Raw genomic sequence first — 19,583 nt, 5'->3', positions numbered from 1 at the left:
CCCGTTCGGGGGAATCCCCCGGCGCCCCGCGGCCGAGGTGGCTGTAATCGGCCGTGTCCATCGGTGCCGCCCCGACCGGCACCGACGTTCCCGGACAGATTTTTCCCGGACAGATATTGGAGAGACTGACATGAGGATCCGCACCCTCGCGGCCGCCCTGCTCGCCGGCGGGCTGCTGCTCACGGCCTGCGGCAAGGAAGGCACCCCGGCCGGTTCCGGCGGGGACGCCAACACCAACGCCGCGGCGCTGCCGACCTACGAAGTGGCGAAGGACGTCAAGCTCGACGGCTCGTCGGTCTTCACGAAGATCAAGTCCGCGGGCACGATCACCATCGGCGTCAAGGACGACCAGCCCGAGCTGGGCCAGAAGGACCCGAAGACCGGCAAGTTCCAGGGCTTCGACGTCGAGATCGCCCGGATGGTCGCGGCGGGCCTCGGCTTCAGCGAGGACAAGATCAAGTACACGACGATCGACTCGGCCGCCCGCGAGCAGGCCATCTCCAACGGCCAGGTCGACCTCTACGTCGGCACCTACACCATCAACGACAAGCGCAAGAAGCTCGTGTCGTTCGCCGGCCCGTACTTCCAGGCCGGGCAGGACCTGCTGGTGCGCAAGGACGACACCTCGATCACCGGCCCGGAGACGCTGAAGGGCAAGAAGGTCTGCTCGGTCACCGGGTCGACCCCGATCCAGCGCGTGCGCGAGCAGAAGCTGACCGACCAGATCGTCGAGTTCCAGAAGTACTCGCAGTGCGTGGAGAAGCTGAACACGAAGGACGTCGACGCGGTCACCACCGACGACGCGATCCTCAAGGGCTACGCGGCGCAGGACCCGGACAGCTTCAAGGTCGTCGGCAAGCCGTTCTCGAAGGAGCCCTACGGCATCGGCCTGAACAAGGACGACAAGGTGCTGCGCGACAAGATCGACGACCTGCTGCAGGCCGCCGAGACCAACGGCACCTGGAAGAAGATCTACGACGCCACCCTCGGCAAGTCCGGCGCGCCCGCGACGCCGCCGGCCATCGAGCGGTACTGACCTGATCCGGCGGCCGGTGGGCGAAGCTTTCGCCCACCGGCCGCCGTACACCCACTATCGGCACACGGACGCGGGGAAGGCTCCATGGACGTCCTGCTCGACAATCTGGACCTCTTCGGTCCGTTCTTTCTCACCACGATCGAACTGTTCCTGATCGCGGGAGCGTGCAGCCTGGTGCTGGGCACGGTCCTCGCGATGCTGCGGGTGAGCCCGGTCCCGATGCTGCGCGCGATCGGCACGACCTACGTCACCGTGCTGCGCAACACGCCGCTGACGCTGGTGTTCGCGTTCCTCGTGTTCGCCTACCCGCTGCTCGACATCGTCAAGATCGACTACTTCCCGACCGCCGCGGTGGCGCTGACGATCTACACGTCCGCGTTCATCTGCGAGGTCGTGCGCTCGGGCATCAACACGGTGCCGATCGGCCAGGCCGAGGCGGGCCGCGCGCTGGGCCTGTCGTCCGGGCAGATCCTCGGCGGCATCGTCCTCCCGCAGGCCCTGCGGTCGGTGGTGCCGCCGCTCGTCAGCATGCTCATCGCGCTGCTGAAGAACACGACGATCGCCAGCGGGTTCTCGGTGGCCGAGGCCGGCGCGATCCGGCAGTACGTGTCCGAACGCGGCGACAACCAGATGATCGCGCTGCTGTGGGTGGCGCTCGGCTTCATCATCCTCGTGTCGGTGCTGTCGCTGGTGCAGCGCAGCCTGGAGAAGCGCTGGAGCGTGGCCCGATGAGCACGGTTCTTTTCGACACCCCGGGCCCGAAAGCGCGGATGCGGCACCGGATCTACGCGGTGCTCGGCATCGTCGCCGTGGTGGCGCTGATCGCGTTCGTGATCTTCCGCTTCATCGACAGCGGCCAGTTCACCGCCCGCAAATGGGAATGGCTGCAGTACTCCCAGGTGCAGAGCGACCTCGCGACCGCCGTGCTGGCGACCGTGAAGGCCTTCGCGCTGGGCGCGGTGCTCGCCATCGTGTTCGGCGCGGTGTTCGCCGCCGGACGGCTCTCCGATCACGCGTGGGTGCGCGGATTCTGCACGTTCATCGTGGAGTTCTTCCGCGCGATCCCGCTGCTGATCCTGATGTTCCTGTTCTATTACGGCCTCCCGACCCTCGGCGTGGACACGTCGCCGCTGTTCGCGGTGGTGCTCGGCCTGACGCTGTACAACGGCTCGGTGCTGGCGGAGGTGTTCCGCGCGGGCATCCAGTCGCTGCCGAAGGGCCAGAGCGAAGCCGCGTACGCGCTCGGCATGCGCAAGACCCAGGTGATGTTCACGGTCCTGCTGCCGCAGGCTCTGCGCGCGATGCTGCCGACGATCATCAGCCAGCTGGTGGTGCTGCTCAAGGACACCGCGCTCGGCTTCCTGGTGACGTACCCGGAGCTGCTGTACTACGCCCGCTACATCGGCAGCCAGGGCGACTTCGGCCGCCCGATCGTGCCGTCGACGCTGGTGGCCGCCGCGATCTACATCGCGATGTGCCTGCTGCTGACCGCGCTCGCGACGTACTTGGAGCGGCGCAACCGCCGCAGCAAGAAGCACATCGACACGGACGCCGGCATCAAGCAGGCGGGGCTCGCCGCTGCCGCGGGCAGCAACGCGCTCGGGGGCGCTGGATCTGCCTGACGGTTCGTTACGTTCTCGTTTGAAGCCCCCGGCGCTGCTTTCGTTGCGGCACCGGGGGTTTCTTGCTTTCAGCCGTGCGCTGTCGGATGGCGCGGTTGATACAGCGGCAGGACGCTGCCGCTGGGGAGGCGGATCGACACTCGCGTGCCCCACGAGGCTGTCGTCGCCTCACCGTCCACTTTGGCACCCTTGCCGGTCAGCTGGCGGACTGTTTCGTCGAGGTTGTCGCACATCAGGTAGAACTCTTGCCGCGGGTCACCTTCGGACGGGTGAACCGCGAGTTCCGTTGGGGGCAAACGGAAAATGAGCCAGTCGTTGCCTGCGTCCACGTGGCCTAGTTCTAGTACGTCCCTGAGGAACTCTCGGTCGGCCGTTGCGTCTTTGCTGTAGAGGATCACGTGAGCACCGGTGATCATGACTGCGTCCTTCCGGAAAGTTCTTCTCTGGCAAGGGAAATCGTCTCTTCCGCCAGCGCGGTCAGCTCCGCTTCCCGGCTCGCCGCGGCACGAGCCAATCGAGTGATGCCGTCGACCCACGAACCCGTGCTAACGTCGATTTCATCAATGCGAGAACATCCCCGTGACAAGAGCCCTCGAGCATCCTCGTAGCGCCCGCGAGCAACTGCCTTGATCGCTCCCAGTGCGTTGGCCAGCGCACTGGCCGGCTTGGACCACTCTCCGTCCCGCGCGTGATCGGCCGGATCGCCCGGACCGGCCCCGACCTCGCGCACGGCGAGATCAAGCCGCCAGAACAAGGAAACCTCGGCGAACCGCACGAACAGCAACCGCTGTCGCGTCGAGTGGAACCAGTCAGGCGCCGTCCGGACGGCCGCCACCGGCTGCACCCGCTCCAGCGTCGCCCGCACGGAGGCCAGGCAGCCGGCCAGGCCTCCGTCGGGCACGAGCCACTCGACGTCGATGTCGCTGTACTCGTCCGCGGTTCCCGTGCGCAGCGAACCGCGCAGCTGCGCACGGGAACCGGGGCACGAGACAGCCAGCGCCCCGATGATGCGGTCCGCCAGCACGTCCCGCTTCATCGTCGGTGCCGACGCCGATGCTGGTTTCGGTGCCGGTTTCGGTGCCGTTCCCGGTCCCGCTGCCGATGCCGGTTTCGGTTTCGGCTTCGGTACTGGCGCTCGCCCAGCCGTCCGGCCGGACGGGATCTGCTCCATGCCATTACGCCCGTTGTCGCCACCTGAGGAGGAAATGCCTATCGCCCAACCACAACTGAATACGCCCACAGACCGGGTGAAGGGGTCCGCGAACCCAGCCACCACGGCGTCGTGCCGAGGGAGCGCGCCGGTCACCGGTTACGGCGGAACAGCTTGTCCCCCAGCCAGACAATCGGGTCGTACTTGCGGTCGGCGACGCGTTCCTTCATCGGGATCAGCGCGTTGTCGGTGATGTGGATGCCTTCCGGGCACACCTCGGTGCAGCACTTCGTGATGTTGCAGAGCCCGAGCCCGTGCTCGTCCTGGGCGGCGTCGCGGCGGTCGGCGACGTCCAGTGGGTGCATCTCCAGTTCGGCGATCCGCATGAGGTACCGAGGTCCGGCGAAGCTCTCCTTGTTCTCCTCGTGGTCGCGGACGACGTGGCAGGTGTTCTGGCACAGGTAGCACTCGATGCACTTGCGAAACTCTTGCGAGCGCTCGACGTCCACCTGCTGCATCCGGTACTCGCCGGGTTTCAGCCCCTCCGGCGGGGTGAACGACGGGATCTCGCGAGCCTTCGTGTAGTTGAACGACACGTCGGTGACGAGGTCGCGGATCACCGGGAAGGTGCGCATCGGCGTGACCGTCACGACCTCGGCCTCGGTGAACGTCGACATGCGCGTCATGCACAGCAGCCGCGGCCTGCCGTTGATCTCCGCCGAGCAGGAGCCGCACTTGCCTGCCTTGCAGTTCCAGCGCACGGCGAGGTCGGCGGCCTGGGTGGCCTGCAGCCGGTGGATGATGTCGAGCACGACCTCGCCCTCGTTCACCTCGACGGTGAAGTCCTGCAGGTCGCCGCCGGTCGCGTCGCCTCGCCACACGCGGAACTTCGCCTGGTAGCTCACGCGGTCCTCCCGGGGTGGGTCTCCAGCTCGCCGTCGGTGAAGTACTTGCCCAGTTCGTCGAGTTCGAACAGCTCGAGCAAGTCCGGCCGCATCGGGACCTGTTCCTTCACGGCCACGTCGACGTCCGGCACGAGCGGATTGTCGCCCGGCTGCGCGGAGCAGACGAGCAGCCGGTGCCGCCAGTCCGCGTCCATCGACGGGTAGTCGTCGCGGGTGTGGCCGCCGCGGCTTTCCGTGCGAGTCAGCGCCGCGCGGGCGACGCATTCGCTCACCAGCAGCATGTTCCGCAGGTCGAGCGCGAGGTGCCAGCCGGGGTTGAACTGCCGGTGGCCTTCCACCTCCACCTGCCGCACGCGACGGCGGATGTCCGCGAGCTTTTCCAGCGCCCGCCGGATTTCCCCGGCCTTGCGGATGATGCCGACCAGGTCGTTCATCGACTGCTGCAGCTCGGTGTGCAGCGTGTACGGATTCTCCGGCGTGCCGTCGGCGGGCGGGTCGAACGGTTCGAGCGCCATCGCGGCCGCGGTGTCCACATCGGACTGCGAAACCGCGGGCCGGTCCTTGAGACCGTCCACATAGGACGCCGCGCCCAGCCCGGCTCGCCTGCCGAACACGAGCAGGTCCGACAGCGAGTTGCCGCCGAGCCGGTTCGACCCGTGCATCCCGCCGGAGCACTCCCCCGCCGCGAACAGACCGGGCACGCTCGCCGCGCCGGTGTCCGGGTCGACCTCCACGCCGCCCATCACGTAGTGGCAGGTCGGACCGACCTCCATGGCCTCCTTGGTGATATCGACGTCGGCCAGTTCCTTGAACTGGTGGTACATCGACGGCAGCCGCCGCTGGATCTCCTCCGCGGGCAACCTGCTCGCGATGTCGAGGAACACACCGCCGTGCGGGGATCCGCGCCCCTCCTTGACCTCGGAGTTGATCGCCCGCGCCACCTCGTCGCGCGGCAGCAGGTCCGGCGTGCGGCGGTTGTTCTCCTGGTCGGTGTACCAGCGGTCGGCCTCGCCCTCGCTGTCCGCGTACTGGCCTTTGAACACCTCGGGCACGTACTCGAACATGAACCGCTTGTCCTCGGAGTTCTTGAGCACCCCGCCGTCGCCGCGCACGCCCTCGGTGACGAGGATGCCCTTCACACTCGGCGGCCAGACCATCCCGGTCGGATGGAACTGCACGAACTCCATGTTGATCAGCTTCGCGCCGGCGCGAAGGGCCAGCGCGTGCCCGTCGCCGGTGTACTCCCACGAATTCGAAGTCACCTTGAACGACTTGCCGATGCCGCCCGTCGCGAGTACCACCGCGGGCGCTTCGAACAGCACGAACCGCCCGCTCTCGCGCCAGTAGCCGAACGCCCCGGCGACCGCGCCGTTGTCCAGCAGCAGCTCGGTGACCGTGCATTCGGCGAAGACCTTGATCCGGGCCTCGTAGTCGCCGTACTTCTTGAAATCCTCCTGCTGCAGCGAAACGATCTTCTGCTGCATCGTGCGGATCAGCTCGAGCCCGGTGCGGTCGCCGACGTGCGCGAGCCGCGGGTACGTGTGTCCGCCGAAGTTGCGCTGGCTGATCCGCCCGTCCGCGGTACGGTCGAAGAGCGCGCCGTACGTCTCCAGTTCCCAGACGCGGTCCGGCGCTTCCCGGGCGTGCAGCTCGGCCATCCGCCAGTTGTTGAGGAACTTCCCGCCGCGCATGGTGTCGCGGAAGTGCACCTGCCAGTTGTCGTTCGAGTTCGCGTTGCCCATCGACGCCGCGCAGCCGCCCTCGGCCATCACCGTGTGCGCTTTGCCGAAAAGGGATTTGCACACCACCGCGACGCTGAAACCGCGTTCGCGCGCTTCGATCACCGCGCGCAGACCGGCGCCGCCGGCACCGATCACCACCACGTCGTAGCTGTGCCGTTCGACCTCGGTCATGGAATAAGCCACCTCACGAGCTGGGGAGAACTGCCTTGCGCTGCTGGATTTCCGGGGTTCAGCCCACGAATCGCAGGTCCGAGATCGCACCGCTGGACACGAGCATCACGTAGAAGTCGGTCAGCACGAGCGTGCCGAGCGTCGTCCACGCGAGGGCCATGTGCCGCGTGTTGAGCTTCGTGACCTGCGTCCAGATCCAGTACCGGACGGGATGTTTCGAGAAATGCTTGAGCCGCCCGCCGGTGACGTGCCGGCACGAGTGGCAGGAGAGCGTGTACGCCCACAGCAGCACGACGTTCAGCACGAGAATCACGTTGCCGAGCCCGAAACCGAACCCGGTGGGACTCCGGAAGGCGACAATGGCGTCGTAGGTGTTGACGAGCGACACGACGCACGCGACGTAGAAGAAATACCGGTGCACGTTCTGCACGATCAACGGCAACCGCGTCTCGCCGGTGTAGCGCGCGTGCGGTTCGGCGACCGCGCAGGCAGGCGGGGAGAACCATACGGAGCGGTAGTAGGCCTTGCGGTAGTAATAGCAGGTCAACCGGAACCCGAGCAGGAACGGCAGCACGAGCACGCCGAGCGGCAGCCAGGTCGGCATTTCGCCGAACCAGTGCCCGAAGTGGCTCGATCCCGGGACGCAGGAAGTGGACACGCAGGGGGAGTAAAACGGCGTCAGATAGTGGTATTCGGGCACCCAGTAGGCGGTGCGCACGAATGCCCGGACAGTCGCGTAAACGACGAAGGTGGCCAGCCCCAGCACAGTGAGCAGGGGCGACAGCCACCACCGGTCGGTGCGCAGTGTCCGGGCGGCGAGCCGCGCCCGCCCCGGCGCTCGAACGCCGGTGGGGGCGCGGCTGACGTCGTTGTCAGCGGGGGCGCTCACCGCTGGTCGCGCTTGTAGCCACCGACACCTTCGTCGTCAGCGCCATTCCACAGCGCCGGATCGTAGGGAGTATCGGGGACAGGCACGCGTTCGACGGCTTTCGCCTGCGCGGGCACAGCGGGCGGGTGCCCGTCCAGATCAGCGGTGTCGATGTCGAGCCGCTCGACGTCGTTGGCCAGCCGGCGCACCGCGGACGCGTCGCCGTAGCGCGATCGCAATGCGCCCACGCACTGCCGCAACTGGCCGATGGTGCGCCGGAGTTCGGCGATCTCTGTGGTGGACATCGGAAGCCTCCCTGATGGTGGGGCCGGCAGTTCGGGTGACGATCAACGTCGCCGGGTACGACTCTGCCTCGCGCGGTGCACTGTGACAAGTAGCACATTTACCAGAGCGGGGCATGTTGTACCTGTTGACCTGGGGATTTCTCCCTAGATAGGGGCCGAAAGTGGGGTCCAGGACGTCCCTGGGCCGTCTCTGGGCCGTCAGTCGGCGTTCAACGCGGGCTGCGACGGCTCCGGTAGGCCGCGACACTCGCCCGGTGTGCGCAGTTTCGGGTGCAGTACTGCTTCGAGCCGTTGCGCGACAGGTCAACAAAAGTGGCTCGACAGTTCAACCCGGCACATACGCCGAGACGAGCGGGACCGAGTGTGGCGATCACGGAGGCCAGTGCGCTCAGCAAAGTCGCCGCTAGGTGCGCCGAGCAGCGGTCGGTGTCGGAGATTACCTCGGTCCACCAGCGGTCGTCCTCGTGGCGCAGTACCGGGGTGGCGCGGTTGCGACGCAGGCCGTCGTTGATCAGGCCCGCGGCTTCGACCGGGTCCGCGGCCGCCCGTTCGAGCACCTCGCGCACCGTCTCGCGTAACGCGCGGACCTCCGTCAGATCGGCGCGGGTGAGATGCCGCGGGCCTTGGTTTGCGGCCGAACTCGGAGGGGCAGCCGCGGGATGGCCGTCGAGGAACTTCCGGAGCTGCTCCACGGTCTCGAGCGCGTCCTCACCCTTGATCGGTCTCAAGGTGTTGGCCAGGTCGACGGCCGCCTGGACTGCCACTGGGCCGTGATATGCGTCCTGCATTTGACGTATCTCCTCACTGCCCCGTAGCGTGACATGCAAATGCACTTTCGCATGTCACAACATACCTGGCAGGGACGCTCCCGCGCGGAAGGGGCCTTGACCAGTAAGGAGCCTTGCCATGTCCGCCGAGCCATTCGAGGTCAGCGTCACCGAAGCCGAGATCGCGGACCTGCGTGAACGGTTGCGACGGACCCGGTGGCCCGAGCGCGAGCCGGTGGACGACTGGTCACAGGGTTTGCCGCTGGAGTATGCGCGGGAGCTGTGCCGCAGCTGGGCCGAGGACTACGACTTCGGGTTCGCCGAGCGGCTGAACGTGTTCCCGCAGTACCGCGACACGATCGACGGGCTGGGCATCCACTTCCTGCACGTCCGCTCGCCGGAGCCGGACGCGTTCCCGCTCGTGCTCACGCACGGGTGGCCGGGTTCGGTGCTCGAGTTCCTGGAGATTCTCGGCCCGCTGACCGATCCGCGCGCGCACGGCGGTGACCCGGCGGACGCGTTTCACGTGGTCGCGCCGTCATTGCCCGGATACGGCTGGAGTGACAAGCCGTCGACGACCGGGTGGGGCCTCACGCGCACCGCGCGCGCCTGGGACACGTTGATGGTCTCGCTGGGCTACGACCGGTACGGCGCGCAAGGTGGTGACTGGGGCTCGGCGGTGTCCGGCGCGCTGGGTGAAGTAGCGCCCGAGCGGGTCGCCGCTGTGCACCTGAACATGGGGTCTGTGACGCTAGGCAACTTCGACGACCCAACGCCCGCTGAACGGGCGAGCCTCGAGGCTCAGAAGGAGATCGAGCGCACCGGCCGGGGGTACGCGGCCATCCAGGCGACCCGGCCGCAGACGCTCGGCTACGGCCTCACCGACTCCCCGGCGGGGCAGGCCGCCTGGATCGCCGAGAAGTTCTGGGCGTGGACGGACAACGACGGCCATCCCGAGGACGCGGTGTCGCGGCAGGCGATCCTCGACGAGATCTCGGTCTACTGGTTCACCGCGTCGGCCACGTCGTCGGCGCGTCTGTACTGGGAGAGCTTCGCCGACTTCCGGGACAAGGTGACCGCGCCGTCCGGGCTGTCGGTCTACCCGCGCGACATCACCCGCCCGTCGCGGCGGGAGGCCGAGTTGCGGTTCACCGACTTGCGCTGGTTCGAGGAACTGCCCCGTGGTGGCCACTTCGCCGCGCTGGAGCAGCCGGAGTCGCTGGTCAAACAAGTGCGCGGGTTCTTCCGCCTGTTCCGCTAGCCAACGGGATCCTCGCCTGCCAAGAGCCTCGTCAGTCCGGCCTCATTCGCCAGCCGCTGGGTTTTCACCTCCTCCGCGAAACCGGCGGCCGCGGCCGACAAGCTGTGCAGCGAATCCGTTCGAGACAGTGCGGACTCGGCCAGCCGCTCGATGGTTCCCGCGTACGGGGCAGCCTGCCGACCGACCAGAAAGACACCCGCGCGATGGTGCGGGCAGTACACGACTTCCGTCTCGTCCCGCTGCCGGTACCGGCTGAACGCGTCCTCCGAAACGGCCGGACTCGGGACCAGCCGAATCATCACCGTCTGCGAAACCTCCATGAGGTACCGCACCTGCCGCAGCATTACCTCGGCATCGCCAAGGTGGTTCCGCAGTGCCTCGGTTCCGACGAACAGCTGCGCCTCGACCGCCTCCGCACCGAACAGGATCTCGTTGCGACTCAAGCGGTTCTCCACAACCTGCTCCAAGATCTCCTTGTCCCGCAGGCCCGGACCGAACACCAGCCGCGCGTAATCGGGGATCTGCAGCAACTCCGGGATCTGCAGCGGAGCCCACACTGTCACCGACTCCGCGGTCCGCTCGTGCCCGGCCACCATCGCGTAGTGCGCCGTGTCCTCCTGCGATCCCCGCATGACCCAGCTCGACCCCGCCAGCTCGCGCGCCAGCGCCATGATCCGCGCCTTCTTCTCGCCGACCACTCCGAGCGCGCCCAGTACCCCTGCCACGTCCTCCAGCGTCGGCATCCGCTGGCCCAGCTCCCAGCTCGACAGCAGCGCCGGGTCGACCCCGAGCCACCGGCCCAGCTCGCCCAAACCGAAGCTCGCCTCGATCCGGGCGTTCCGCAGTGCCGTGCCCAAAACGCGGTCGTACGGGGCGGGCATCTCCGAATCTCGCATCCACAGTCACCTCCAGCCGCGGATAGTGCCTGTCCCAAGCTGCTGACACCTATTCACATCGCCCGATCCGTGTCTTCAGCAGCGGACGACACAGTCTTGAGTACCCCCTGAGCCCAGCTCCACGGCCGCGTCACCGGCTTCGCCGGCACCAGCCGCACCTCCCGGACCAGCGCCGCCCGCCCGGCCCAGGCCCGGCACCGTCACCCCATAGGGGGTCTTCTGAATCGATTTTGTTTCCGGAGGGTTTTCGGGTTACCGTGTGCACCGTCACGTTCCCGCGACGCCAGCGCCGCCGTCTCGCGAACCCGTCACGAGCCGGGAGCTTGAGATGAGCAGCAGCCCGAACCCGACCGCCGCGGTGCACCGCGTTCTCGCCGACGTCACCGACCGGATCGCCGAGCGCAGCGCGGACACGCGCGCGGCGTACCTCGCCCGCAGCGCGGCCGCTTTCGAGGAGGGGCCGGTCCGCCGCGGCCTCGCTTGCAGCAACCTCGCGCACGGTTTCGCCGCGATGGACGGCGTCGACAAGCAGGCGCTGCGGCAGCTGCGCGCGCCCGGCGTCGCGATCGTGTCCTCCTACAACGACATGCTCTCCGCGCACCAGCCGATGCAGGATTACCCGGCGTGGCTGAAGAAATCTGTCCGCGAAGTCGGCGGTGTCGCGCAGTTCGCGGGTGGGGTGCCCGCGATGTGCGACGGCATCACGCAGGGTCGTCCGGGCATGGAGTTGTCGCTGTTCAGCCGCGAGGTGATCGCGATGGCGACGGCGATCGCGTTGTCCCACGACATGTTCGACGCGGCGTTGTTGCTCGGCGTGTGCGACAAGATCGTGCCGGGATTGTTGATCGGCGCGCTGTCGTTCGGGCATCTGCCCGCGGTGCTCGTGCCTGCCGGGCCGATGAATTCAGGCTTGCCCAACAAGGAAAAAGCCCGCGTGCGCCAGCTGTACGCGGAGGGGCTCGCGACGCGGGAAGACCTGCTCGACGCCGAAGCGGCGTCGTATCACTCCGCTGGGACCTGCACGTTTTACGGCACCGCCAACTCGAACCAGATGGTGGTCGAGGTGATGGGCCTGCACCTGCCGGGAGCCAGCTTCGTGCCACCGAACACGCCGTTGCGCCAGGCGCTCACCGCAGAGGCCGGACGGCGGGTCGTCGAACTGTCCCGAGGCGAGGCGTACACGCCGATTTCGCAGGTGCTGGACGAAAAAGCGTTCGTGAACGGCATCGTCGCGCTGCTGGCCACCGGCGGGTCGACGAACCACACGATGCACCTGGTGGCGATCGCCGCGGCGGCCGGGATTCAGCTGAGCTGGGACGATTTCTCGGACCTGTCGGCGGTCGTGCCGCTGCTGGCGCGGGTGTACCCGAACGGCAGCGCGGACATCAACCACTTCCACGCGGCCGGCGGCATCCAGTTCCTCGTCGGCACGCTGCTCGACGCGGGCCTGCTGCACGAGGACGTGCGCACCGTCGCGGGTCCCGGTCTTCGCCGGTACACGCAAGAGCCGATCTTGTCGGACGGCGAACTGGTGTGGCGAGACGTGCCGACGCGCAGCCTCGACGAGGAGGTGCTGCGTCCGGTGTGGCGGCCGTTCGCGCCGGACGGCGGGCTGCGGATGGTGGAAGGCAACCTGGGCCGGGCCGTCACGAAGGTGTCGGCGGTGGCTCCTGAGCACCGGGTGGTGGAGGCACCGGCGCGGGTGTTCACGTCGCAGGAGGGGTTCCAGGTCGCGTTCGAGGCCGGGGAACTGGACCGGGATGTTGTCGTGGTGCTGCGGCAGCAGGGTCCGCAGGCGAACGGAATGCCGGAGCTGCACGGACTGACCCCGGCGCTGGGCGTGCTGATGGACCGGGGTTTCCGGGTCGCGCTGCTCACTGACGGACGGATGTCGGGCGCGTCGGGCAAGGTCCCGGCCGCGATTCAGGTGACGCCGGAGGCCGCGGTGGGCGGACCGATCGCCCGGATCGCCGACGGCGACGTGATCCGGTTCGACGCCCGGTCCGGGTCCCTCGACGTACTGATCGCGGACGACGAACTTTCGCGGCGGGACCTCGCGGACGCTCCGCCGTCGGAGGCCGCGTGGAGTGGGACCGGGCGGGAGCTGTTCGGGGCGTTGCGGCGCGCGATCGGCCCGGCTGACCAGGGCGCGAGCGTCTTCGGGGCCCTCACGCCGGAGCTGGACCTCGCCCGGGGCGTTCCGCCATTCGGAAGCGGGACAATGGACTCGTCCCCCTACGCTCTCCAGACCCAGGAGGTCGGTCAGTGACCACCGGCACGGACCTGCTCGCCCTGTCCCCCGTGATGCCCGTCGTGGTGATCGACGACGTCGACGACGCGGTCCCGACGGCCCGCGCCCTGCACGCCGGCGGGATCGGGGTGATCGAGCTGACGCTGCGCACGCCGGTCGCACTGGCCGCGATCGAGCGGGTGGCCGCGGAGGTGCCGGACATCGTCGTGGGTGCCGGAACGGTGACCTCGCCAGAGCAGGCGAAGCAGGCCGCCGACGCGGGCGCGAAGTTCCTCGTGACGCCGGGCTGCACGGACTCGGTGCTGGACGCCGCGTTCGCCACCGGGCTGCCGTTCCTGCCGGGCGCGAGCACGGTGTCGGAGGCGATGCGACTGGCCGAACGCGGGTTGAGCGCGCTGAAGTTCTTCCCTGCGGAGGCCAGCGGGGGCGCGGCGTTCTTGAAGTCGATCGCCGGTCCGCTGCCGCAGCTGCAGTTCTGCCCGACCGGCGGGATCACGGTGTCGTCGGCACCGTCGTATCTGGCGCTGCCGAACGTCGGCTGCATCGGCGGTTCGTGGCTGACGCCGTCGAAGCTGGTGGCGGCCAAGGACTTCGCTGCCGTCGAGAAGCTGGCCGCCGAAGCCGCCGCGCTGCGCTGAGCCTTCCCGGAAACCCGTCGCCTTCGTGCTGGAGGCGGCGGGTTTCTTGGTGGCGCAGGCCCGATCAGTCGACCGTCGCGTCGTCCAGCAGGCTGGATTCCGCGCCGAACTCGCGGAGCTCGTCGCGGATCACTGTGTACGCCAGTCCTTGCGGATAGCCCTTGCGCGCGAGGAACCCGAGCAACCGGCGGATCGCGGTCTGCTCGTCGACGTTCCCGAGCGACCTCAGCCGTTTGCGCACCAGCTCGCGAGCCCGCTGTTCCTCGGATTCCCGGTCGACTTCCTCCGCCGCAAGTGCGGCGACCTCGTCGTCGACGCCCTTGCGCCGCAACTCCGCGACCAACGCCGTGCGCGACAACCCTTGGTTGGCGTGCCGGTCGCGGACCCAGGCTTCGGCGAACTCGGCGTCGTTGACGAGACCGGCCCGGTCGAGCTTGCCGAGCAGGGTTTCGCTGGTCTCGCTGTCGAAACCCTTGCGCTGCAACGTCTGCCGCAGCTCCTCGACCGCCCGCGGCCGGGCGGCGAGGAGGTCGAAGCAGATCTCCTTGGCCTTCTTGGCCCGCTCCTCCGGAGGCAACTCCATCGGATCGACCTTCGGCGCCCTGGCCACGACCACACTCCCGTTCCCAGTGCCGCCGTCGGACGACGGCACCGCCACACCGTTTCTCACCCGGTGCCGGACACCGCCGGTTCAGCACCGTCTTGCCTCCCGCCGACCGAACCGCGGCCGACGAAACTCACCCCGGACCGGACGCGACCAGCCTCCGTGCCAGCGAATCCCGGCACCGGCAAGCCCACGCGCCCGCCGTCTCGGGCCGACCGCGCACACCGCGCCGACCGACCCCAGCCGCAATCCGGTCCCCATCGCTGACCGGCGCAGCCGCAATCGCACACGATCCGCTGAGAGGCTCAGCTGCAGCCAGCTCACGATCCGCCGACCGCACCCAGCAGCCCCGCACCCAGGCAGGGAATCCTCTCCCCCGCCAAGCAACAGGACGCCGCCGCCGGAACACCGCCACGCCCGAATATCCCGCTACGGCGAACCGCACCAGGCCCAGACCCGTCGAAGATCCCGGCGCGACGGATCGCAGCGGACCTGGACCTCACCGGGGGACCCCGGCGCGGCGAACCGCACCAGACCCAGGCTTCAGCGACAGCCCGATACCTGACCCGAGCACCGAGGAGGGAACCTGCCGATCCCCTCCCCTCCCCGGATCAGAAGTCGACCGGCGCGGGCACTGCCTCGGCTTCGGCGTCGACCTGCGGGCCGATGTTGAGCTTCTCCTTGATGCGTTTCTCTATCTCGTTGGCGATGTCCGGGTTGTCGCGCAGGAACTTCCGCGCGTTCTCCTTGCCCTGGCCGAGCTGGTCGCCCTCGTACGTGTACCAGGCACCCGACTTGCGCAGAATGCCCTGGTCGACGCCCATGTCGATGAGCGAGCCCTCGCGGGAGACGCCCACGCCGTAGAGGATGTCGAACTCGGCCTGCTTGAAGGGCGGGGCCATCTTGTTCTTGACGACCTTGACGCGGGTGCGGTTGCCGACCGGCTCGCCGCCGTCCTTGAGCGTTTCGATGCGGCGGACGTCGAGCCGGACCGAGGCGTAGAACTTGAGCGCCTTGCCGCCGGTTGTGGTCTCCGGCGAGCCGAACATGACGCCGATCTTCTCGCGCAGCTGGTTGATGAAGATCGCGGTGGTGCCGGAGTTGTTCATCGCACCGGTCATCTTGCGCAGCGCCTGGCTCATCAGGCGGGCCTGGAGGCCGACGTGCGAGTCGCCCATCTCGCCCTCGATCTCGGCGCGCGGCACGAGCGCGGCCACGGAGTCGATGACCAGGATGTCGAGCGCGCCGGAGCGGATCAGCATGTCCGCGATCTCCAGCGCCTGCTCGCCGGTGTCCGGCTGGGACACGAGCAGCGCGTCGGTGTCGACGCCGAGCTTCCTGGCGTACTCCGGGTCCAGCGCGTGCTCCGCGTCGATGAACGCCGCGATGCCGCCGTTGCGCTGCGCGTTGGCCACCGCGTGCAGGGCGACCGTGGTCTTACCGGAGGATTCCGGGCCGTAGACCTCGATGACGCGGCCGCGGGGCAGGCCGCCGATGCCGAGCGCGACGTCGAGGGCGATCGCGCCGGTGGGGATCACGGCGATGGGCGGACGGTTGTCCTCGCCGAGGCGCATCACCGAGCCCTTGCCGTACTGCTTGTCGATCTGCGCAAGGGCGAGTTCGAGCGCCTTGTCCTTGTCGGGTGCTGCTGGCATGGAAGTCCACCTCGCTGGTTGGGGCCTGTGTCTGTTCGGTTGTCCAGATCAAGCTTGTCCGGGGTCCAAGCTCTGTCCGGTCCGACGCTACGGGGAGGGACCGACAATTCCAGGCGCGGCGACTGATCTGTGGATCGCTGGCCCCGTTGTGCACAACACCATAGACGAACAGGTGTTCGAGGTTTACAGCGACACGCCCGTCCGGCGAGGTTTTCGCCCTCCGCCGCTTCCGGAGCTGGAACCCCCAGGTCAGCGCCGTTCCGGCGGCACCTCGAACTCGACGCAGACCGCTCGCCAGATCTCCTTCGCCGACGTCCCCGAGTTCAGCGCCTCTTCGACCGTGCGCCCGCCGAGCCCGCTGAACACGTGGTCCTTGGCGAGCATCTCGGCGCGTCCGGACCCGAACTCCTCGGCCATCAGCCGTCGGAACACCGTGATACGCATCGGGCGAATGCTAGCTTTCCCGCTCCGCCGCGGATCACTCCCCCGGCTGGACGTTCTGTTCGAAGTAGTCGGCCAGGGCACCCGGCGTGGCCGCCTGCCCGCCGGAATTCACCTGATAGAGGAACCCGACGAGAGGCCGGTCCTTCACCGTGAAAACGAGGACCGCCGACGACTGCCCGGCCGCCGCCGCGTAGTGGCCTTCGAGGGCGTTGCCCTTCCAGTCCGCTTCGGTGCGGTCGCCGCCCGCGGAGGAGAGCAGTCCGTCGGTGTACTGCTTCAGCTCCGCTGCCGACTGCCCCTGCACGTACGTCACCTGAGTGCCCGCGCGTCCCGGCGCGGCGCACGTCGACGCGGCACCGAGGCTCTTCGCCGGCGCGGCCGGACCGTTGCCCATGCCGGGAGCGCAGCCGCCGTTGTCAGCGACCTTGCCCGCCAGCTGACGCATGCAGCCGGTCAGTCCGGACGAGTCGGCTTGCCCCGGCGTACGGCATTCATCAGCGGTGTACGTCTTCACCGACGAACCTTGTGTTGTCAGGAACACTGTCAGCCCCGCCGCGAGCACGACCACCACAGCCGCCGCGATGCCGATCAACAGCTTGGTGCGGCTCTTCTTCTCCGGCGCAGCGGGCGTGTACGTCGGGAAGTTGGACGGTGCCGGCGAAGGCTGGAACGGCGGCATCGGCTGTGGCTGCGTCGGCGAGTACGCCGGGTAGTTGCCTTGTGGCGCAACAGGCGGCGCGTACGGCGCGCCTGACGCCACCTGGCCCTCGACGTTCTGCGTACGCATCGACAGTCCGTCTTTAGCGACGTGCTGCGCACCCAGCGCAACGGCCGTCTCGGGCTGGTCAAGGCTCGTCGGGACAACGCCGAGCTTCTCCGCGATCATCGACCCGACCAGCGGCAACCGGCTCGAACCACCGACGAGGTAGATGCCGACAAGACGATCCGAGGTCAGCCCAGCCGAACGCAGCGTCCGCGAAAGCAGCTCCACGCTGCGCAGCATCGCGGGACGCACCAAGCCTTCGAGCTCTCCGCGCGTGACGAGCACGTCTTTGAACGGCTCCGGCATCGGGACCTCTGTCTGCGGATGCCGAGACAGTGCTTCCTTCGCGGCCTTCACGTCTTCTTGCAGCGCGCGTCGCGTACGCCGGTCCGCAGTGGACTCGGGGCGAAGCAGCCGCTGCCAGCGCTGCGGGTCCGAGTGCGACACCTCACGTCCGACGTGGACCATCAGCGCCTGGTCGACGTCGAGGCCGCCGAGATCGGGCAGACCGTCTTCGGCAAGCACTGTGTAGCCGTTCTGGTTCGCGCCGACGACTGCGACGTCGAAGGTGCCCGCGCCGAGGTCGTACACCGCGAGAGCCTGTCCTGGCGCCAACGCGCGCTCCGGGAACGACGCGAAGTGCGCCGCGGCGGCGACTGGCTCCGGCACGAGGACTACGTTTCCGCGAACGCCAGCAAGCCGCGCCGCGCTCAGCAATACGTTGCGGCGCACCGGGCCCCACTGCGCGGGGTGGGTGAGCCGGACCTCGTCCGGCTGCTCGCCGCCGAGCTGGCGCGTGGTCTCGTCGAGCACCCGGCGCAGGATCGCGGCCAGCGCTTCGTTGACCGGGACGACGTCTGTGCCGAGCAGCAGCGTCTGCTCGTCGATGCGCCGTTTAGGGTTGGGCTCGAACCGTGTCGGGTCGAGGCGCGCGCGACGTTCGGCGTCCCGGCCGACCATGAGTGTGCCGTCTTCACCGGCGAACACCGCGGAGGGCATGTTGGCCGACCCGTCGACCTCTACGACGCGAGGCGGCCTGCCGTGCGCGGAAAGGACGGCAACGGTGTTGGACGTCCCGAGGTCCACCGACAGGATCCGCACAGTAATTTCCCCTCGACTCAAGCAGCGCTGGCGGAGATGCTGCCACGTGCCCGGTCACCGTGCGTGCGGACCCGCGAAACTCGCGGCGCGCGCAACCCCGGGAGACAACGGAACGTCTCGTCTTCCGAGGACGGGGAGGCAATGACAGAGCTAGTGGACAAGACTCGCCGAGCACAGTTCGGACAGACCGCGGCGGGCGGTCCGGCAAGACCGTGGCGGGTCGCGGCGGCCAAATGGGGCCGTTCCGGCTACGTGCACGCGGCAGTGCTGTTCCTCGTGGTGCGACTGGTCGGCGTCGGCGCGCTCGCAGCCATGGCCGCGCCCCGGGACCTGCCGCTGGGCGACCGGCTGCAGTCGTGGGACGGCTGGTGGTATCTGCAGATCGCGGAGCACAGCTACACCGGCGTGAGCAATCCGCTCGACGCCGCCGGGCTGCCCTATCCCGATGCGGCGTACGGCTATTTCCCGCTGTACCCGGCTTTGACCGGCATGCTCGAGAAGCTGCCTGGGGTGTCGTACTTCGGGGCGGGCATCCTCGTGTCGACGCTCGCCGGAATCGCGGCCGCGACGGCGATGTACCGGATCGGCCAGCTCGTCCACAGCCAGCGGGCGGGGCTGCTGCTCGCCGTGTTGTGGGGCGCCGCGCCGATGGCGATCGCCGAGAGCATGGTGATGACCGAGGCGCTCTTCACCGCGTTCGCCGCGTGGGCGCTGGTCGGCGTGCTCGAACGCAAGTGGTACCTCGCCGCTACCGCGACGCTGTTCGCCGGGCTCACCCGGTCCACCGCGTGCGTGCTGGTCGCTGTCGTGGTGATCGCCGCGGCCGTCGACGTGTGGCGGAACAGACAGCGGTGGAACGCGCTCGTGTGCGTTTTCGTCGCGCCGCTCGGGCTGCTCGGCTACTGGATGTTCGTCGCGGTGCAGACCGGCAGCCTGACCGGCTGGCAGGACGTGGAGCTTCGCGGCTGGAACACGCGTTTCGACGCCGGTTCCGAAGCCTGGAAGTGGATCACGCAGACGCTCTTCACCTCGGGCAATGCGTGGGAGACGCTCGTCGTGCTCGTGACGCTCGCGGCGATCGCGCTCGCGGTCGTCTCCGTGACCGGCCGCCGGATTCCGTGGCCGTTGGCCGCGTATGCGGCGGGGGTCGTGGTGCTGGTCCTGTGCAGCGCCGGGCTGCCTGCCCTGAAGTCGAGGTTCCTGCTTCCGGACTTCGCTCTCCTGCTGCCCGTCGCGATGGGGCTGGCCGGTCGCAAGAAGTCCACGATGATCGCCGCGACGACCGTGTTCGTGCTGGTCGGGGCCTGGTATTCGGCCTATTCGCTGACTGTGTGGAAGTACGCGATCTAAGCCGATCGGTCACCCACACGAGCGGATCCGGCTCGGACCGCTGTGCCCTGGCCC

19 protein-coding genes are annotated in these 19,583 nt (G+C 68.4%); 7 read left to right on the top strand and 12 right to left on the bottom strand.

Annotation, left to right across the window (positions count from 1 at the left end; genetic code table 11):
• The first annotated feature begins 130 nt into the window (after positions 1–130).
• The 3 genes from ACFORO_RS31480 to ACFORO_RS31470 all read left to right on the top strand — a co-directional run bounded on the left by ACFORO_RS31480 (position 131) and on the right by ACFORO_RS31470 (position 2,658).
• Positions 131–1,036, top strand: a complete 906-nt coding sequence (locus ACFORO_RS31480; RefSeq protein ID WP_354745585.1) for a glutamate ABC transporter substrate-binding protein — start codon at positions 131–133, stop codon at positions 1,034–1,036.
• A gap of 84 nt (positions 1,037–1,120) precedes the next feature.
• Entirely contained in the window at positions 1,121–1,768 is a 648-nt protein-coding gene (locus ACFORO_RS31475; protein WP_354747921.1) for an amino acid ABC transporter permease, read from the top strand.
• Positions 1,765–2,658, top strand: a complete 894-nt coding sequence (locus tag ACFORO_RS31470) for an amino acid ABC transporter permease (protein WP_377872705.1) — start codon at positions 1,765–1,767, stop codon at positions 2,656–2,658. The genes ACFORO_RS31475 and ACFORO_RS31470 overlap by 4 nt, the downstream gene beginning before the upstream one ends.
• A 68-nt stretch (positions 2,659–2,726) precedes the next feature.
• Here ACFORO_RS31470 and ACFORO_RS31465 read toward each other — a convergent pair whose 3' ends face one another.
• From ACFORO_RS31465 to ACFORO_RS31435, 7 genes are all read right to left on the bottom strand, one after another.
• A complete protein-coding gene (locus tag ACFORO_RS31465) occupies positions 2,727–3,074 on the bottom strand; it encodes a VOC family protein (RefSeq protein ID WP_377872706.1) in 348 nt (115 codons plus the stop codon).
• Positions 3,071–3,694, bottom strand: a complete 624-nt coding sequence (locus tag ACFORO_RS31460; RefSeq protein ID WP_377872707.1) for a hypothetical protein — start codon at positions 3,692–3,694, stop codon at positions 3,071–3,073. The genes ACFORO_RS31465 and ACFORO_RS31460 overlap by 4 nt, the downstream gene beginning before the upstream one ends.
• A 266-nt stretch (positions 3,695–3,960) precedes the next feature.
• The gene (locus ACFORO_RS31455; protein WP_344267985.1) at positions 3,961–4,713 is read right to left on the bottom strand and encodes a succinate dehydrogenase/fumarate reductase iron-sulfur subunit; all 753 of its coding nucleotides are present in this window, start codon (positions 4,711–4,713) and stop codon (positions 3,961–3,963) included.
• The gene (locus ACFORO_RS31450; protein ID WP_354747931.1) at positions 4,710–6,626 is read right to left on the bottom strand and encodes a fumarate reductase/succinate dehydrogenase flavoprotein subunit; all 1,917 of its coding nucleotides are present in this window, start codon (positions 6,624–6,626) and stop codon (positions 4,710–4,712) included. Before ACFORO_RS31450 ends, ACFORO_RS31455 begins: the two co-directional genes overlap by 4 nt.
• A gap of 58 nt (positions 6,627–6,684) precedes the next feature.
• Positions 6,685–7,515, bottom strand: a complete 831-nt coding sequence (locus tag ACFORO_RS31445) for a hypothetical protein (protein ID WP_354747933.1) — start codon at positions 7,513–7,515, stop codon at positions 6,685–6,687.
• Positions 7,512–7,799 (bottom strand): hypothetical protein, encoded by a 288-nt coding sequence (locus ACFORO_RS31440; protein WP_377872709.1) that lies wholly within the window; start codon positions 7,797–7,799, stop codon positions 7,512–7,514. Before ACFORO_RS31440 ends, ACFORO_RS31445 begins: the two co-directional genes overlap by 4 nt.
• A 209-nt stretch (positions 7,800–8,008) precedes the next feature.
• Positions 8,009–8,587, bottom strand: coding sequence for a CGNR zinc finger domain-containing protein (locus tag ACFORO_RS31435; RefSeq protein WP_377872710.1), 579 nt, complete (start codon positions 8,585–8,587; stop codon positions 8,009–8,011).
• A 118-nt stretch (positions 8,588–8,705) separates the two neighbouring features.
• Between ACFORO_RS31435 and ACFORO_RS31430 the strand changes: the two genes are divergently transcribed.
• Positions 8,706–9,827 (top strand): epoxide hydrolase family protein, encoded by a 1,122-nt coding sequence (locus tag ACFORO_RS31430; RefSeq protein WP_377872711.1) that lies wholly within the window; start codon positions 8,706–8,708, stop codon positions 9,825–9,827.
• On the opposite strand, the gene ACFORO_RS31425 is transcribed toward ACFORO_RS31430, so the two are convergent.
• A complete protein-coding gene (locus ACFORO_RS31425; RefSeq protein ID WP_377872712.1) occupies positions 9,824–10,723 on the bottom strand; it encodes a helix-turn-helix domain-containing protein in 900 nt (299 codons plus the stop codon). The two genes, ACFORO_RS31430 and ACFORO_RS31425, sit on opposite strands and share 4 nt — an antisense overlap.
• Positions 10,724–11,051: 328 nt before the next feature.
• Between ACFORO_RS31425 and edd the strand changes: the two genes are divergently transcribed.
• Entirely contained in the window at positions 11,052–12,992 is a 1,941-nt protein-coding gene (edd, locus tag ACFORO_RS31420; RefSeq protein WP_377872713.1) for a phosphogluconate dehydratase, read from the top strand.
• On the top strand, positions 12,989–13,612 hold the full coding sequence (gene eda, locus ACFORO_RS31415; RefSeq protein WP_377872714.1) for a bifunctional 4-hydroxy-2-oxoglutarate aldolase/2-dehydro-3-deoxy-phosphogluconate aldolase: 624 nt from the start codon (positions 12,989–12,991) through the stop codon (positions 13,610–13,612). Before edd ends, eda begins: the two co-directional genes overlap by 4 nt.
• Before the next feature lie 64 nt (positions 13,613–13,676).
• Here the strand turns inward: eda and ACFORO_RS31410 are convergent, their stop codons facing one another.
• From ACFORO_RS31410 to ACFORO_RS31395, 4 genes are all read right to left on the bottom strand, one after another.
• The gene (locus ACFORO_RS31410) at positions 13,677–14,195 is read right to left on the bottom strand and encodes a regulatory protein RecX (RefSeq protein WP_354747944.1); all 519 of its coding nucleotides are present in this window, start codon (positions 14,193–14,195) and stop codon (positions 13,677–13,679) included.
• Between the two features lie 632 nt (positions 14,196–14,827).
• A complete protein-coding gene (gene recA, locus ACFORO_RS31405; protein WP_377872716.1) occupies positions 14,828–15,871 on the bottom strand; it encodes a recombinase RecA in 1,044 nt (347 codons plus the stop codon).
• A 249-nt stretch (positions 15,872–16,120) separates the two neighbouring features.
• A complete protein-coding gene (locus ACFORO_RS31400) occupies positions 16,121–16,315 on the bottom strand; it encodes a DUF3046 domain-containing protein (protein ID WP_344268025.1) in 195 nt (64 codons plus the stop codon).
• Positions 16,316–16,349: 34 nt separating this feature from the next.
• On the bottom strand, positions 16,350–18,179 hold the full coding sequence (locus ACFORO_RS31395; RefSeq protein ID WP_354747948.1) for an Hsp70 family protein: 1,830 nt from the start codon (positions 18,177–18,179) through the stop codon (positions 16,350–16,352).
• A gap of 141 nt (positions 18,180–18,320) precedes the next feature.
• On the opposite strand from ACFORO_RS31395, the gene ACFORO_RS31390 reads away from it, so the two are divergent.
• Positions 18,321–19,529, top strand: a complete 1,209-nt coding sequence (locus tag ACFORO_RS31390; protein WP_377872717.1) for a hypothetical protein — start codon at positions 18,321–18,323, stop codon at positions 19,527–19,529.
• Positions 19,530–19,583: the final 54 nt, after the last annotated feature.

Origin of the sequence: Amycolatopsis halotolerans (genome assembly GCF_042647905.1) — a bacterium.
GTDB classification, from domain to species: domain Bacteria; phylum Actinomycetota; class Actinomycetes; order Mycobacteriales; family Pseudonocardiaceae; genus Amycolatopsis; species Amycolatopsis halotolerans.
The sequence above is the reverse complement of the archived record's forward strand: the minus strand, read 5'-3'. Positions and strand labels throughout refer to the sequence as shown.

Coding starts and splice junctions, on each gene's coding strand:
- ACFORO_RS31480 (WP_354745585.1), top strand. CDS start 131: ATGAGGATCCGCACCCTCGCGGCCGCCCTGCTCGCCGGCGGGCTGCTG.
- ACFORO_RS31475 (WP_354747921.1), top strand. CDS start 1,121: ATGGACGTCCTGCTCGACAATCTGGACCTCTTCGGTCCGTTCTTTCTC.
- ACFORO_RS31470 (WP_377872705.1), top strand. CDS start 1,765: ATGAGCACGGTTCTTTTCGACACCCCGGGCCCGAAAGCGCGGATGCGG.
- ACFORO_RS31465 (WP_377872706.1), bottom strand. CDS start 3,074: ATGATCACCGGTGCTCACGTGATCCTCTACAGCAAAGACGCAACGGCC.
- ACFORO_RS31460 (WP_377872707.1), bottom strand. CDS start 3,694: ATGAAGCGGGACGTGCTGGCGGACCGCATCATCGGGGCGCTGGCTGTC.
- ACFORO_RS31450 (WP_354747931.1), bottom strand. CDS start 6,626: ATGACCGAGGTCGAACGGCACAGCTACGACGTGGTGGTGATCGGTGCC.
- ACFORO_RS31440 (WP_377872709.1), bottom strand. CDS start 7,799: ATGTCCACCACAGAGATCGCCGAACTCCGGCGCACCATCGGCCAGTTG.
- ACFORO_RS31435 (WP_377872710.1), bottom strand. CDS start 8,587: ATGCAGGACGCATATCACGGCCCAGTGGCAGTCCAGGCGGCCGTCGAC.
- ACFORO_RS31430 (WP_377872711.1), top strand. CDS start 8,706: ATGTCCGCCGAGCCATTCGAGGTCAGCGTCACCGAAGCCGAGATCGCG.
- ACFORO_RS31425 (WP_377872712.1), bottom strand. CDS start 10,723: ATGCGAGATTCGGAGATGCCCGCCCCGTACGACCGCGTTTTGGGCACG.
- edd (WP_377872713.1), top strand. CDS start 11,052: ATGAGCAGCAGCCCGAACCCGACCGCCGCGGTGCACCGCGTTCTCGCC.
- ACFORO_RS31410 (WP_354747944.1), bottom strand. CDS start 14,195: ATGGAGTTGCCTCCGGAGGAGCGGGCCAAGAAGGCCAAGGAGATCTGC.
- recA (WP_377872716.1), bottom strand. CDS start 15,871: ATGCCAGCAGCACCCGACAAGGACAAGGCGCTCGAACTCGCCCTTGCG.
- ACFORO_RS31400 (WP_344268025.1), bottom strand. CDS start 16,315: ATGCGTATCACGGTGTTCCGACGGCTGATGGCCGAGGAGTTCGGGTCC.
- ACFORO_RS31390 (WP_377872717.1), top strand. CDS start 18,321: ATGACAGAGCTAGTGGACAAGACTCGCCGAGCACAGTTCGGACAGACC.